This is a genomic window from Okeania sp. KiyG1 (genome assembly GCF_014132355.1).
Lineage (GTDB): Bacteria > Cyanobacteriota > Cyanobacteriia > Cyanobacteriales > Microcoleaceae > Okeania.
Genome location: NZ_BLZO01000110.1, coordinates 20,563 through 37,523 on the forward strand (window position 1 = coordinate 20,563; position 16,961 = coordinate 37,523).

6 protein-coding genes are annotated in these 16,961 nt (G+C 41.6%); 3 read left to right on the forward strand and 3 right to left on the reverse strand.

What is annotated here, in order from left to right:
• Positions 1-11: 11 nt before the first annotated feature.
• Together SAGCYANO_RS26150 and SAGCYANO_RS26155 are read right to left on the reverse strand one after the other, a co-directional pair.
• Positions 12-1,223, reverse strand: coding sequence for a transposase (locus tag SAGCYANO_RS26150; RefSeq protein WP_237396704.1), 1,212 nt, complete (start codon positions 1,221-1,223; stop codon positions 12-14).
• Positions 1,168-1,779: an IS607 family transposase gene (locus SAGCYANO_RS26155; RefSeq protein WP_202222793.1), complete on the reverse strand. Its 612-nt coding sequence runs from the start codon at positions 1,777-1,779 to the stop codon at positions 1,168-1,170. Before SAGCYANO_RS26155 ends, SAGCYANO_RS26150 begins: the two co-directional genes overlap by 56 nt.
• Positions 1,780-2,251: 472 nt before the next feature.
• Between SAGCYANO_RS26155 and SAGCYANO_RS26160 the strand changes: the two genes are divergently transcribed.
• Both SAGCYANO_RS26160 and SAGCYANO_RS26165 read left to right on the forward strand, forming a co-directional pair.
• Positions 2,252-11,788, forward strand: coding sequence for a hypothetical protein (locus SAGCYANO_RS26160; protein WP_202222765.1), 9,537 nt, complete (start codon positions 2,252-2,254; stop codon positions 11,786-11,788).
• A gap of 1,142 nt (positions 11,789-12,930) precedes the next feature.
• On the forward strand, positions 12,931-13,083 hold the full coding sequence (locus tag SAGCYANO_RS26165; RefSeq protein WP_202222766.1) for a hypothetical protein: 153 nt from the start codon (positions 12,931-12,933) through the stop codon (positions 13,081-13,083).
• 250 nt (positions 13,084-13,333) lie between these two features.
• Here the strand turns inward: SAGCYANO_RS26165 and SAGCYANO_RS26170 are convergent, their stop codons facing one another.
• Positions 13,334-13,702: a helix-turn-helix domain-containing protein gene (locus tag SAGCYANO_RS26170; RefSeq protein ID WP_202222767.1), complete on the reverse strand. Its 369-nt coding sequence runs from the start codon at positions 13,700-13,702 to the stop codon at positions 13,334-13,336.
• 355 nt (positions 13,703-14,057) lie between these two features.
• On the opposite strand from SAGCYANO_RS26170, the gene ppsA reads away from it, so the two are divergent.
• Positions 14,058-16,598, forward strand: coding sequence for a phosphoenolpyruvate synthase (gene ppsA / locus SAGCYANO_RS26175; RefSeq protein WP_202222768.1), 2,541 nt, complete (start codon positions 14,058-14,060; stop codon positions 16,596-16,598).
• Positions 16,599-16,961: the final 363 nt, after the last annotated feature.

Below are 16,961 nucleotides of genomic sequence, written 5' to 3' on the forward strand. Positions count from 1 at the left end.
CTTAAATATTCTTAAAGCGCTCCAGTAGGTATGGCATCACTGACGACAATAGAATCATTGACAACAGTGAAGGCAGTAGCCTGCAAAGCTCTCAACATTATGTTGCGAGCGCCATTGATATCCCGTGCGATTATATGACCACATTGAGGACATTTATAAACCTTGGAACCACCCAAGTTCTTATGAACGTGACCGCAGTTTGTACAAGTTTTAGAAGTATAAGCTTCATTACAGCGAACTACTAAAACACATGAGCGAGCTGCCTTCTGTTCTAGGTAACAAGCAAACTTTCCATGACTCCAGGAGAGCATATTTCTGACAGATTTGCGGTTAATTTTTCGTATTGATTTGAGAACCATTTGAGAGGTTTCATAAGTAGGCAGAAAAATTAACTTATAGCTATTAACTAATACTGAAGCTACCTTGTTATGCAAATCCTTTACCAGATATTGAATGCGATTTCTCATTCTAGTTGCTGCCTTGCGCATTTGATAACGTTGCCGTTTGTTTTTTGATAGTGCCACACGACTTAATAAATTGTCAAGGTGCGAGCATAAACGGTTAATTCGCCCGATGTCTCCCTTACCAATTTCTAAAACGTTTTCACCATCATAGCCAGTTAAAAAGGCTCTATTTCCAGGGTCTAATGCAATAACTTGATCGGAACCAGTAGTCGTTGGCTCAATGTATTGAGGAAAGCAAGCAAACCATTGTCCTCGTTGATAAACCAGCTCAGTTCCATAATTACAATTACGAGGTACTTGATATCCAATCGCAGTACAAAAAAGCATACCTTTTACTTTTTTAGGAAACCAAGTTCCATTCCGATAAGCATCGTTTTTAAATTGAATTACTTGGGATTTATTTCGACAAGAACGATAACGCAATTGAACACTTTGACCGTTATTAGCAGTTTTGGCTTGTTTGTATGCCTGTTCTGCTTCACAAACAGCTTCTTGTCTAGTTTTTCCTAACCCGATCGTCCATTCATTCTCAGGTTTAACTTGTTGGCTTTGAATTACTTGGTCTAAGGATTTCCCTTTTGGCAAAGTTCTTTGATTATTAAAAAACTCAACACACTGATTGTAAACCCAACGATAAGCAGCCAACCATTGCTTCCAGATTTTATGTAGTTCAATACTGGGCCAAACTGGAACTTTTAAAACACTATTTGGCCTCAGTTTTTGACTCTTTTTGTATGGGTTTTTCCCGTACTTTTTCACCGATCTCTTTTTTGTATCTTCGTAACCCATAAAGCCGCGAACTGAAACAGTGGATGATGGACAACATATCTTGAACGAGTTCTTGTTCGGGAGATTGTTTGCTGTCATGGAGAACCAAGAGTTCGCACTCGTTACGTTCGCATAGCCACTTAACCAATTCAAATCCAAATCTAACGAGTCTGTCTGGGTGGGCAACGACAAGGCGTTTGATATCACCTGTGCAAATTCTGTCCAAAATGGAGAGGAATCGCTTCCGCTTAAAATTAAGTCCGCTGCCAATTTCTGATACAATTTCTGCTTCTGGGAATCTTGAGAGCAATAGTTCAATTTGTCCCTCAATATCGTCTCGTTGGGAATGGCTTGAGACTCGCGCATAACAAACAGTGGTAATTGTCCTGGGCAAACCTGCTGCTTGTTCGATTTCTGCGATTGAGTACCTCCTGTGCCCTGACGGGGTTTTGATTGCCTTGATTTTGCCTTCTTCTTCCCATCGTCTGAGACTTGAGACTGCAACTCCAAGGATGGAGGCTGCTTCTTTGGGTCTGACATATTTCATCTGAAACATTGATTTTTTTCGATCTTAGCACGATTTATTACTTTTTGAGCGTTTTAGATAGAAAATAAATAATTTGTTACAAACTCTTGTTCTTTAATTGATAACTGAAGTCCACAGTTCCTATCCAGGAGGCTAACTGAAATTACAAACATTATCTAATAATACCTGTATAAATACTTATTTACTAACAATTAGTAAAATTTAGTAAATAATTATAATGAAAAATTTAATCTTTCTATATAAAAATTTAAATAATAATGGCAATAATACGGATAAATAATGTTAATTTAAAAATAAGATGTGTGAGTAACAACCAGGGAGCCACCCCAAGAAAGACGGAATTATAAGTAAGTAATCTTACCTAAAATTAATAGATGAATAGTTTAGTAATCAATTGTATTTGGTACTAAATAAATAATCAGGGTGACTCCTTAGAATTAGCCAATTTAGGTAAATAACTAAGGAGAAAAAAATGAATAATACTATTGTAGGAACTCAGTTTTTAAGTGAGTCTGAAGCATCTGCTTTGAATTCAGGATTATTAAGCTTAGAAGAGAGCTTGAAGTTAATTGCTACAGATGGGAGTTTATTACCAATATTTGAAGTTGCTTTTGGTAAGGAATTTGACCGAGAAAAAGCAGAAGATTTACGAGGGAAGTGGGAAGTAGAAAATTTAGAGTGGTTGCCAAAGATTGATATTCGCTCCGCAGCAGAGATTAATGGTGGGAATGGTGCTTTTGCCGGAGCTAATAATACTATTTATTTAGCCACAGAATATATTAGTCAGAATGTGGGAAATGAAGGAGCGATCGCCAATCTACTATTGGAAGAAGTTGGGCATTTTGTGGATTATGAAATTAATCAGGTTGATGCTGCTGGGGATGAAGGAGATATTTTTGCTCATTTGGTACAAGGTGTGGAATTAAACGAACAAGAATTACAAGCGTTAAAGACAGAGGATGATACTAAAGTTGTTAATATAGACGGACAGCAGATCCAAATCGAACAGAATGTAAACGACCTTCTCGACACAGTTAGTGGGGCAATAACTGACATTCTAGATGGTCTTGAAGATGCTAAAACAGTAGTAGAAGGAGTAACCAGTGGTTTAAAAGAATATTTAACAGTTATTCAAGCAGCAGTTGACAATCAAATTTTTACAAAATTGCCTATACTAGGCGATGAACTGCAAAAATCTACAGACAAAGCAGCCAAATTTCTTAATGACCTAAACAACGATATTATAGTTCAATTAGAACAGTTAGAAGACTTAGTAAATCTGTCTTCAGAACAAGTCAAACAAGTTCTGTTTGATGCACTAGAGCAGCTTAATGTACTGAAATCCGGGATAGATATTACAGATATTCCTACATCAGTTGCAGAGCAAATAATTGCTAAATTTCAGTCTGAAATTAATAGCAATATAGCTATTCCTGATGCACTAGATACAGCTATTTCCGAAGCTTTAACATCTTTAAATCCGGAAATATTTAAAGGAGAAATTCCCACAGTCGATGCAGTATTAGAAATAGCAATAACTGAATTTAGCCAAGAATTACGAGGTCAGTTTAGTGGGTTATTAGCTGAAGTTTTGGATGAACCCCTAAGTATAATTCGAGAAACTTTCCGTGATGCTATTCCTACTATAGATAATATTGAACAAATCCCAGAATCTCTTCCTCAAAATATTCTGAATTCCATACTAAACCCACCCAGTGGAGCAGAAATTAAAGAGGTACTTCAAGGCGCGATAGAAGATGGAATTAATCAACTAGGTGTAGCTGGAGAAAATTTGTTAGAAGATATTCTCTCACAACTAGAAACTAAATTGGTTAACCCATTAGCAGGGCTATTAGACAATGTATTAGAACAACCAAAACAGTTAATTGAAGAAGCACTGGAAGACTTATTAGGGCAAGATATTAGTATTGGTAATATTGCCAATGGTTTTACTTTTAATATTGATTTGAATCAAGGTAAATCTTTAGAAACTTCTTTAGCTTCTGACATTGGTTTTCCAGGGTTAGGATTAACAACTGATGGGAAAGCAAAAGTCGATTTAGGTATTGATTTGAATTTAGGTTTTGGTTATACACCAGATGATGGTTTATTCCTGGATACTTCTGCAGATAAAGAATTAGATATTGGTCTGAATGCTTCATTACCGGGCTTAGAAGCACAAGGTGAAATGGGATTTTTGCTACTTGATGTTACAGACAAAGGAAGTCAGCTAAATGCAGGTTATTCTATTGACGTACAAGACCCAAATTCAGACGGTAAATTAACATTATCTGAAATAGGCGCAGCTCAATTTAATATTAATACTGAACCCAGTGCTTCTGCCGATATAAAATTAAATCTCGTCTCAAAACTTGGCGACTCAGCAGCACTACCAAAAGTTGGTACAGATTTGAATATTAGTTGGGATTTTGCTGAAAATAATGCCATTCCTCAAGTTAGTTTTGATGACACAACTATATTTTTAGGTTCGTTTCTCAGCGATTTTGTCAAACCAATTGTTGAACCAGTTCAAGCAATTACTGAACCTATTCAAACAGCCACAGATTTTCTCACAAAACCAATAGGAATTTTAGACAGATTAAATTTAGGAGGTCCTGACCATAACTTACTCGGTTTAGCTAATGAATTTTCCGATGACCCAACTATTAAAAACGTCGTCAAGGCATTAGAAGCTATTGATTTTATTGGAGACTTATCTGAGATAGTTAATAATATTTCTTCAGATTCAGGCGAAGTAGGAATTAATATTGGTGATGTTAATCTGGGTGACTTTGATATAACTTCCGCTACTTCTATTGCAGAAGCAGAACTTTCAGCAACTGAGAAATCTCTAGCAGAACTAGAACAAGAGTTTAACGCATTCCTAGAAGAAAATCCTGGAAATTCTAGTCAATTTCAAGCTCAAACAGAATTCTTCAGTAAAAAAGACTCCATTGATGAGTTTCTGTCATTCCCAATATTAGATAATCCCACTTCAGCAATTGGATTATTGACTGGGCAAAATGTAGACTTTTTTGAATTCCAACTTCCCGACTTTGATTTTTCTTTTGGTATAGACGGTTCATTTCCTATTGTTGGTCCGATCGCTGTATCTTTTGGAGGTGAAATAGGAGCCCAATTAAATCTAGGATTTGGATATGATTCAGAAGGAATAAAACAGTGGTCTGAGACAGGATATGAATTTGATGAAATAGAGAAAATTTTTGATGGCTTTTTCGTTAGTGATAATCGAAATGGCACAGAAGATTTACCGGAATTAGAAGTTCGCGGACAACTCAAAGCAGGCGTAGGTCTGGATGTAGTTATTGCCAAAGCAGAAGTTAACGGTGGCATTGAAGCAACGATCGGTGTTGATTTGGAAGATTTAGGAGAATCTGGTGATGACTTAGGAATAAGTGACGGTAAAATTCGTGGGTCTGAATTCAAAGCTATTTTTGACTCCCACCCAGGTTGCTTATTTGATATTGGTGGTCAATTAGATGCGTTTCTCGGATATTACGCTCGAGTTGGCTGGCCTCCCTTTGGTAAAGAATGGGAAGGAGAATTTGCCAGAACAACCCTAGCCGAATTTGGTATTGAAACCTGTCCTCAACAACATCCCATATTAGCAAACGAAGGTCCCGAAAGCTTTGGTGGTGGCACTCTAGAATTAAATATGGGGCCACGGGCGGAATTACGGTTATTTATTGATACCACTGACAATGGTGAGACATTTATTCTCAAAGGTTCAGGAAATCCAAACAATGACACAATAACTGTTAATGCTATTGGATATTCTCAAGATTACGCTGGAGTGAATAATATTAAAGCTAACGGTGGTCAACTTGATGACAAAATTGATGTTGAAAATATTGCCATACCAGTAGAGTTTTCTGGTGGTGAAGGAGATGACGATTTTTCTGGTGGTGAAGCAGATGATGTCATCAATGGAGATAGTGGAAACGATAGAATATTTGGTAGAGCCGGAAACGATAATCTCTCTGGTGGTAGTGGTGAAGATATTATTAATGCTGGAGAGGGTAACGATAATGTTTCTGGGGGTGCTGACAATGACGAACTTTCTGGCGAAGCAGGAATAGATAATATTGATGGTGGCGCTGGAGACGACTTTATAGATGGTGGTGCTGACAATGACGAACTTTATGGAGACAGCAATGACTCCCAAGCTGGCAACGATATTATCCTCGGTGATGAGGGTGATGATCGAATTTATGGTCGTGCTGGTAACGACAATATTAGTGGCGGTACAGGAGAAGACGAATTAGACGGTGGTATAGGTGATGATGAAATATTAGGAGATGCTGGCAACGACCTCCTCAAGGGAGAAGCAGGTAACGACAATATTAGTGGCGGTGAAGATGTTGATGTTGTCAGTTATGAAAGCTCTCCCGATGCAGTTGTTGTTAATATTGATGAGACACAAGGTTATCAAAACTCAGGCGCAATAGACGACTTAGAAGGCAACTTTAATATCGACGCTGCCACAGCTCAAGATGGCTTTGGTACTGAAGATAGTTTTAACTTTACTGCTACCAGGGCAACCTATGATGAAGCAACAAATACAGTTGTTGAGGAAACTATTGATGTTTCTGGCGAACTAGAAAACATCATCGGTTCAGAATTCAATGACGTTCTCATCGGCAACGAAAAAGATAACGACATCGACGGCAACTCAGGCAACGACCTAGTTATTGGCAACGCAGGTAACGATAACCTCGATGGCGAAGAAGGCAACGATGCAGTCAGTTACCGTCGTGACCCCAATGCAGTAGAAGTCAACCTCGCAACCAACACAGCTACCGATGGCTTCGGCAATACAGATCAAATATTGAACATCGAAAATGTTGTTGGTTCAAACTTCAACGATAATATTACAGGAGACAATAACGCCAATATTGTCACAGCAGGCGCAGGTGCAGACAAAGTTAAAGGTGGTGCAGGGGATGACGAGCTGAACGGCGAAGCTGGTAACGACCTCCTCACGGGAGAAGCAGGCAACGACGAAATAGATGGTGGCGATGATGTAGATACAGTCAACTACGACAACTCCCCCAACGGCGTAGTCGTTAATATAGATGAAACCAATACCTACAGTAATGACACCTCTGATGCTAGCTCCCTCGACCTAGAACCCAACTCAAGCATAGAAGCAAGAACAATATCCAATAGAAACTCCATTGTTCAAAGATCGGGATTGTTGGAGGTGTCTAATGATGCCAGTTCCCCCGACCTAGAACCCAACTTCAGCATAGAAGCAGGCACTGCTCAAGACGGCTTCGGCACAACCGATATCCTCACCAACCTAGAAAACATCATCGGTTCAGAATCAAACGACGTTCTCATCGGCAACGAAAAAGATAACGACATCGACGGCAACTCAGGCAACGACCTAGTTATTGGCAACGCAGGCAACGACAACTTCGACGGTGGAGCAGGCACAGATGTAGTTAGCTACCTACGCGACCCCAACGCAGTAGAAGTCAACCTCGCAACCAACACAGCCACCGATGGCTTCGATGCCACCGACAAAATATTCAACATCGAAAACGTTGTCGGTTCAGAATTCGATGACAACATCACAGGCGATGACGAAGCCAATATTGTCACCGCTGAAGCAGGAGACGATAACGTCAAAGGTGGTGCAGGAGACGACCAACTTTACGGACAAACAGACAACGACCTCCTCAAAGGAGAAGCAGGCAACGACCTGATCGACGGTGGAGACCAGAACGATACAGTCACTTATGACAACTCACCCAATGGAGTAGTAGTCAATATCGACGAACAACAAGACTACAAAAACCCAGAAGGCGAGCAACACACAACCATAGTCACCGAAAAACCCATCCCCACCGACACCGAACCAGACTTTACCATTGAAAAAGGCACTGCTCAAGACGGTTTTGACACAAAAGATATTCTCACCAACCTAGAAAATATCATCGGTTCAGAATTCAACGACGTTCTCATCGGCAACGAAAAAGACAACCGCATCGAAGGTCTTGCAGGCAACGACATCATGATAGGCAACAGCGGAGACGACACCTTAGATGGAGGCAACGACAACGACACCACCTCCTACCGTCGAGACCCAGACGCAGTAAACGTCAACCTCGAACAAAACCAAGCAAACGACGGTTTCGGAGGCACAGACCAAATCTTAAACACAGAAAACGTCATCGGTTCCGACTTCAACGACACCGTTACAGGAGACCAAAAAGACAACATCATCCACAGCGGCACAGGAAACGACATCATAGAAGCACGGGACGGAGAAGACATAATCTTCGGTGAAGAAGGAAAAGACCACATCAAAGGCGAAGACGGTAACGACTTCATCGTCGGAGGCAAAAACGCAGACAAACTAGACGGAGGCAACGACAACGACACCGCCTCCTACTTCACCTCCGAAAGTCGAGTCCACGTTAGTCTCCAACAAGGTAAAGGTTGGGCAGGAGACTCCAAAAAAGACACCCTCAAAAACATCGAAAACCTCGAAGGTTCAGAATACGAAGACCTACTCATCGGCGACAAACAAAACAACATCCTCAGTGGCCTAGGAGGAAACGACCTCATCAAAGCCAAAGGCGGAAACGACCTCATAGATGGAGGACAAGGAAGCGATCGCCTCTACGGTCAAAACGGCAACGACACCCTAGAAGGTCAAGCAGGTAAAGACCTCCTCAAAGGTGGAGCAGGCAAAGACCAACTAGACGGTGGGGAAGGCAACGATAACCTCCACGGAGAAACAGGTAAAGACACTCTCAAAGGAGGAGCAGGCAACGACAACCTCAAAGGTGGAGCAGGCAACGACCAACTAGATGGCCAAGCAGGCAACGACAACCTCGAAGGAGAAACAGGCCACGACACCCTCAAAGGTCAAACAGGCAACGACCAACTAGACGGAGGAGAAGGCAACGACCAACTAGAAGGTGGAGCAGGCAACGACCAACTCTACGGTCAAGCAGGCAAAGACAACCTCAAAGGTCAAGGCGGAAACGACCTCCTAGAAGGCGGCACAGGCAACGATAAATTAGCAGGAGGAGCAGGCAACGACCGTAACTTTGGTCAACAAGGCAAAGACAACATCACAGGGGGAGCAGGTAACGACCTCCTTAAAGGTGGTGCAGGAAACGACAAACTTCACGGCAACCAAGGTAACGACCAATTATTCGGAGAAGGAGGAAAAGACCTACTTAAAGGTGGTACAGGAAACGACAACCTCCGAGGAGGCAACAACACCGATACCCTTTCTGGAGGAGAAGGAGACGACTACCTCAATGGTGAAGCAGGAAACGACACACTTGAAGGTAATGAAGGTAACGATCGCCTCTACGGAGAAAATGGAGACGATGAATTAAAAGGAAATACGGGTCGCGACTACCTAGATGGAGGTAAAGGCAACGACGAGCTTCAAGGTAATGAAGACAATGACCGCATTTATGGTCGTGAAGGAGAGGACATCCTTAAGGGAGGAACAGGTCAAGACATACTCGACGGTGGAGCAGACGACGACTTTATGTATGGAGAAGAAGGAGGCGATCGCCTTGATGGAGGAGAAGGAGAGGACTACCTTGATGGAGGAAAAGGAGACGACCGACTCAAAGGTGAAGCAGGAGACGACCATCTGTTAGGTAAGTCTGGTCGAGACTATTTAGATGGAGGAGAAGGGGAAGATATACTTGAAGGAGGAAAAGAAGCTGACTTGTTATTAGGGAAAGAAGGGGATGACTACCTAGAAGGTGGTGAAGGAGATGATGAATTAGATGGTGGAGCAGGGGAAGACCAACTTTACGGTCAAGATGGTAACGATACTCAGGCAGGAGGTGAAGGTAACGACTATCTTGAAGGTGGTGAGGGCGATGACGAATTAGCAGGAGGTGAAGGTAAGGACGAACTTTATGGTCAAGATGGTAAAGATGACCTTTCTGGAGAAGATGGTAATGATAACCTTTATGGTGGAGAGGGTGATGACGAGTTAGATGGAGGTAAAGGCAACGACTTACTTTCTGGTGAGGAAGGAAAAGATACTCTTGATAGTGGGGATGGTGATGACTACCTCGATGGTGGGGATGGTGATGATCAGCTAAAAGCTGGTGGAGGGGAAGACCAAGTCTACGGTAAAGGAGGTAATGATACTTTAGATGCTGGAGTTGGTCACGACTATATTGAAGGTGGTGAAGGGGATGATGAAATTACGGCAGGTAAAGGTGATGACCAAGCTTATGGAGGTGCTGGTAGCGACAATATTAATGGTAATGCAGGTAACGACTTACTTGATGGTGAAGAGGGTGATGATGTTATTGAAGGTGAGGAAGGTGATGATTATATTGTTGGTGGGGATGGTGATGATGAGTTAAGTGCTGGTGCAGGTAATGACTTGTTGGAAGGTGGTGAGGGTAAGGACTCTTTACATGGCAATGAGGGTGATAATATTCTTGATGGTGGGAAAGGTGATGATGAGTTACATGGAGGTAGTGGTAGCGATACGTTTGTTTTGCAGCAGAATGCTGGGTATGATTCGATTTATAATTTCCAGGTGGATGATGATTTCTTTGAGTTAATAGATTTGACTTTTGAGGATTTGGAAATTGCTGAGGAAACGGAGTCGAGTGATAATGCTGTGATTAGTGTTTTGGATAGTGGGGAACAACTTGCTTTTGTGGAGGGTGTGAATGCTGATGAGTTGACTGGTTTTTATTTCTTCCCTTTTAGTGGCAGTGATGAAGCAGAGTTTGAAACTAATGCGGAGGAGTTAAAAACTGTTCTGGATGTTGAAAGTGATGAAACTGTGGCACAAGAGGAGGATATTACTTCTGAGTTTGTGGCAGGGGAGAAAGCGATCGCTTCCAACTCATCTAAGGAAAAGAAAGCTAATACTCTCATTGCTGAGGAGGACTCTACACCAACAGATGACAAACTATCTAATAATGAGTCTGACTCTCCCTCATCTCAGGAAAAGAAAGCTAATACTCTCATTGCTGAGGAGGACTCTACACCAACAGATGACAAACTATCTAATAATGAGTCTGACTCTCCCTCATCTCAGGAAAAGAAAGCTAATACTCTCATTGCTGAGGAGGACTCTACACCAACAGATGACAAACTATCTAATAATGAGTCTGACTCTCCCTCATCTAAGGAAAAGAAAACTAATACTCTCATTGCTGAGGAGGACTCTACACCAACAGATGACAAACTATCTAATAATGAGTCTGACTCTCCCTCATCTCAGGAAAAGAAAACTGATACTCTCATTGTTGAGGAGGAGTCTACACCAACAGATGACAAACTATCTAATAATGAGTCTGACTCTCCCTCATCTCAGGAAAAGAAAACTGATACTCTCATTGTTGAGGAGGAGTCTACACCAACAGATGACAAACTATCTAATAATGAGTCTGACTCTCCCTCATCTCAGGAAAAGAAAGCTAATACTCTCATTGCTGAGGAGGAGTCTACACCAACAGATGACAAACTAATTAATGGTGGGTCTGATTCTCCCTCATCTAAGCAAAAGAAAACTGATACTCCCATTGGTGAGGAGGAGTCTACACCAAAAGATGACAAACTATCTAATAATGAGTCTGACTCTCCCTCGTCTAAGCAAAAGAAAACTGATACTCTCATTGGTGAGGAGGAGTCTACACCAAAAGATGACAAACTACTTAATGGTGGGTCTGACTCTCCCTCGTCTAAGGAAAAGAAAACTGATACTCTCATTGGTGAGGAGGAGTCTACACCAAAAGATGACAAACTACTTAATGGTGGGTCTGACTCTCCCTCAGACAATACAGATGAGTTCCTACTTGCTGAAGACGACTTAACTTCTATCCCTGAAATTGAAGTTCAAGAGTTAACTACATCCAATCGTAATATGATTGAGGATGAGACCGCAACAGGTTCAAAGACTATTGAAACTAGCGATCGTGATAGTCAAGATCCTGTTTTAGCTGCCATAGATACGAATGAAATGGCACTGATTTGACATACTTGGAGGAGTCATATCATGTCCGGTAGCATCGGTGTTTCTCAGTATTCAGGACTTACGCACGGACACTATAGTCATTCTGGTTTAGATTGAGACGAGTTTTTCTTGCTGTGAAAGGGTTTGAGCTGAAAAAGTGCCCCATTCTTATTCAGAATAACTATATATCCACTGAGGGCGTTTTGCTCCGCAACATATAAAGCGAAGCTTTGCGGAGCGCAAATGCCATTTGCTTCGCATAACTATCGTTAACGCCCCTACATATGGCGTTTTTAAGGTGAAGCATGCGTAATATCATGTCCGGATAATTAGTTATAAAAAAATTTTCTCCTTGTTCTCCTGTTCTTCTTCTTTCTTCCCTCTTTCCTCCTGAGTTCTGACTGCTGAACTCTGACTCCTCCGTAGTTATTTATTTATCACTGTTCAACCGGACATGATATAAGTCCTGTTTATGATTCTCTCTCCTCCTGATATCAAATCCGCCTAATTGCACATAGATCCAATAACCTGATAATAAGCATTTTAAGCTATTGGTTGTGAGGTTATTTAACCGGATTTGATATGACTCCTAACTCCTCTTTACTTAACCAATCTATAACTATAGCCATTCTGAATAAGACTGGAAAACTTTTTCAGCTAAAACTCTTTCAAGGCAAGAAACCCTTGTCTCAATCTTAACTGGAATGACTATATTTAACCGGATTTGATATTATTTATAACTATTGGTTGTGCAGAGCGTAAAGTGTGGGATAAGTAAGTAGGGCAGGCCTATATAATCTAAAAGCACTGAGATTATATTGCCTTAGCGCATTTTTGTCGCGAAGGGGGTGCAAATTTTTCAGCCTTTAAGACTAAAAAGTTAGGACGGGTGAGAGACACTTCCCAAAAAGATACAGGTACAATTATTCCTCCTACTTTCGAGCGTCTTCCCACAGGAACCAACTTCCCACCCTCCCTACACTTCCTTGACGCATTACCTAACTATTTAACAAGAAATTATATAAATTATACACTCAACTCACACCAACAAAAATTCAGCTAATCAATATAGAACTCCTAACCGTATCTTTTTACGCGGTATGTGCTTTTGGATGTCCGACCCGAGGACTGATATCAAATCCGGTAGCATCGGTATAAATTAGATGGGGAGATGGGGAGATGGGGAGATGGGGGGATGGGGGATGGGGGATGGGGGGATGGTTGAAGATGGAACATTTTTTTATACCGAATTAAACGGATTTGATATGAGGACTGAAGACAGAAATTCAGGAACGAGAATAGGGGAAAAAGGTTGAAATTTGCTCCCATCTCTCCACACCTCCCACACCTCCCACACTCCCCTCCTGGGAGGGGTTAGGGGTGGGTCCCCACACCTCCCACATTCCCCTCCTGGGAGGGGTTAGGGGTGGGTCCCCACACCTCCCACATTCCCCTCCTGGGAGGGGTTAGGGGTGGGTCCCCACCCTTCCCACACTCTCCCTCTATTTTTAAATAGATCCACTCAGGGGTTCTATAATGCTTTCAAGCACCTCCACCACAAAACTACTATTTTTCACTTTCCAACCATTGCTCCCCTAACTGCTGGAGAGCCATCATCACTGGTTGCACTTCTAATCCTTTATCAGTCAAAGAATACTCAACATGGGGAGGCACTTCCGGAAATACCCGTCTTGCTAACAAACCGTGCCTCTCTAACTCCCTCAGTCTTAAAGTCAGTGTTTTCGAGCTAATTCCCGGTAGTGCTTCTAATAATTCGTGAGTTCGGCGATCGCTCTTCAATAACTCTTGCACAATCAATACCGACCACTTACTCCCCAATATTCCCAACACAAACTGAATTGGACAATTTTTGCTTAAACACAAAGCATCCAGTATTTTAACATCTGATTCGACATTTTTCTGTTTTACTTTCATTTTATTTTAACTATTAAATATTAATCTTTCTTTAATAATAACCTTTTCAACTGAAAAAACACAATTTTTTACTTTCTGTAACTAAAGGATTTTTCAGAGCCTATCTTGCAATTATATTGGGAATTCATAAAATATAAATGGAGGAGCAAAATCCTCCTCTAACCAAAATATCCAGGATGTATATATGAATAAATCAATTTACTTATGGAGTTTAACTATTAGGGATCGATAAACTTGTTTTCTTTACATCCCATAAATAAAGCCTTTTTTTACATTTTTACAAAAAGTAAACAAAAATAAATAAAAAAATCTGACTTCACAAAATAGCAGAAATAAAAAAATGGAGTATAAAACTATGGTGAACCTATTAGGTCAAAAAAGCCAATCAAATGTAGATAAAGAAACAGCTTTTATTCTCTGGTTTGAAGAAGTAGGAATTGACGATATCCCATTAGTTGGAGGAAAAAACGCATCCCTAGGAGAAATGATTCAACAGCTAACTCCTAAAGGTGTAAACGTTCCCAATGGATTCGCCACAACAGCCTACGCATATCGGTATTTTGTCAAAAAAGCAGGCTTAGAGAAAAAACTACGAAAACTATTTGCTGACCTAGATGTAGAAGATGTCAGGAATTTACGGCAACGAGGCAAACAAGCTCGCACCCTCATCCTCGACACCCCATTCCCAGAAGAATTAGAAACAGCCATCGTCACAGCATATCACCAAATGTGCGACCGCTACGGCACTTCTGCTGAATATTGTGACACACTAGAAGGCAACTCCAAACAAGAATGCGAGCATTACACCAAAGAAGTAGACGTAGCAGTACGTTCCAGCGCCACTGCCGAAGACCTACCCGATGCAAGTTTCGCCGGACAACAGGAAACATACCTCAACATTTACGGTGATGAAGCAGTATTAGAAGCTTGCCATAAATGTTTCGCCTCCATATTCACAGACCGCGCCATCTCCTACCGCACCATCAAAGGTTTCGACCACTTCGACATTGCTTTATCAGTAGGGGTGCAAAAAATGGTACGTTCAGACCTCGCCTCCTCCGGTGTAATGTTTTCCATCGACACCGAAACCGGATTCAAAAACGCCGCCCTGGTAACAGCAGCTTATGGTTTAGGTGAAAATGTCGTCCAAGGCGCAGTAAACCCAGACGAATACTTCGTTTTCAAACCCACCCTTCAACAAGGTTTCCGCCCAATATTGGAAAAACGCCTTGGTACAAAAGAACTAAAGATGATTTACGACATAGGCGGTTCCAAACTTACTAAAAATGTCTCAGTGCCAGTTTCCGAACGAGAAAAATTTTGCATTAATGACGACGAAATCTTACAACTGGCAAAATGGGCCTGTGTTATTGAAGAACATTATTCTGAAGTACGCGACCACTATACCCCAATGGATATTGAATGGGCAAAAGACGGTCTCACTGGGGAACTGTTCATCGTGCAAGCGCGCCCAGAAACAGTACAATCTCAAAAATCTGGAAGTATTCTCCGTAACTTTCAACTCAACGGTAGCAGCAACGTATTAGTTCGCGGTCGCGCCGTTGGAGAAATGATTGGGCAAGGTCAAGCTCGTGTCATTCTTGACGTGCATAAAATTGAGGAATTTCTGCAAGGGGAGGTATTGGTAACTAACAAAACTGACCCTGACTGGGAACCTATTATGAAAAAGGCTAGCGCTATAGTTACTAACCAAGGCGGGCGCACTTGTCATGCTGCTATTATTGCGCGAGAGATGGGTATTCCGGCAATAGTTGGTTGCGGTGATGCGACTAAACATTTGACTACAGGTCAGGAAGTTACTGTTTGTTGTGCTGAGGGTGAAGAAGGTAAGGTTTATCAGGGTATGGTGCCATTTGAAGTACAGGAAACTTTATTGGGTGACTTGCCCAATACTCGCACCAAGATTTTGATGAATGTTGGTAACCCAGAGGAAGCTTTTGGTTTGTCTTCTATTCCTTGTGATGGGGTGGGGTTAGCACGGTTGGAGTTTATTATTGCTAATCATATTAAAGCTCACCCATTAGCTTTAATTCACTATGATGAGTTGCAAGATCCGTTAGTGAAACGGGAAATTGGTAATTTGGCTGCGCTGTACGAATATAAACCCAATTTCTTTGTGGATAAACTGGCGCAAGGTGTGGGTACTATCGCTGCTGCTTTTTATCCAAATCCTGTAGTGGTAAGGATGAGTGATTTTAAAAGTAATGAATATGCCAACCTTTTGGGCGGTCGTCAGTTTGAACCAGGGGAAGAAAATCCCATGATTGGTTGGCGAGGTGCGTCTCGTTATTACGATCCGAAATATCGCGATGCTTATGCTTTGGAGTGTAAGGCGTTGAAGCGGGTACGGGATGAAATGGGTTTGACTAATGTAATTCCGATGATTCCGTTTTGTCGGACTCCTGATGAAGGTCGCAAAGTATTAGCGGAGATGGAGAAAAATGGTTTGAAGCGGGGCGAGAATGGGTTGCAGGTGTATGTGATGTGTGAGTTGCCCAGTAATGTGATTTTTGCCGACGAGTTTGCTCAAGTATTTGATGGTTTTTCTATCGGTTCTAATGATTTGACTCAGTTGACTTTGGGTTTAGACCGAGATTCGGCGTTAGTGGCGCATATTTTTGACGAACGGAATGAGGCAGTACGTCGGATGGTGAAAATTGCCATTAAAGCTGCTAAGAAATATGGTCGCAAGATTGGTATTTGCGGTCAGGCACCGAGTGATTATCCAGAGTTTGCCAGGTTTTTGGTTGAGGAAGGTATTGACTCGTTGAGTTTAAATCCTGATTCGTTGTTGAAGACTCTGTTGGATATTGGCAAGATGGAGGAGTCTGGTTCAGTGATGGATGATATTATGGATGTTGCGAGGGCGAAATAGTTTTATATCATGTCCGAACGCAATCGTTTGTGTAAACCCAAGGGTGAATATCTACAGGAAATTTAGGTTTTTTTCTGGCTCAATAGTCTTCTTCCCTCTTCCCTCTTCCTTCTTTCTTCTTCCTTCTTCACCTTTGCTATACAATACCGATGCTACCGGACATGATATTAGGTTGTTAAAGACAGAGACTCTTTAACATTTCCACAGTTAGAGCAAGTCTTAGAACTAGGAAACCATCTGTCAACAATGATTAGCTCAGAACCGTATAATATCATGTCCGGTTGAATACTTATAATTAAGATAGTAGGGGAGCGGGTAGGGACGCCCTTATGCAACGTCCGTATGGGGAGTAGGGGAGTAGGG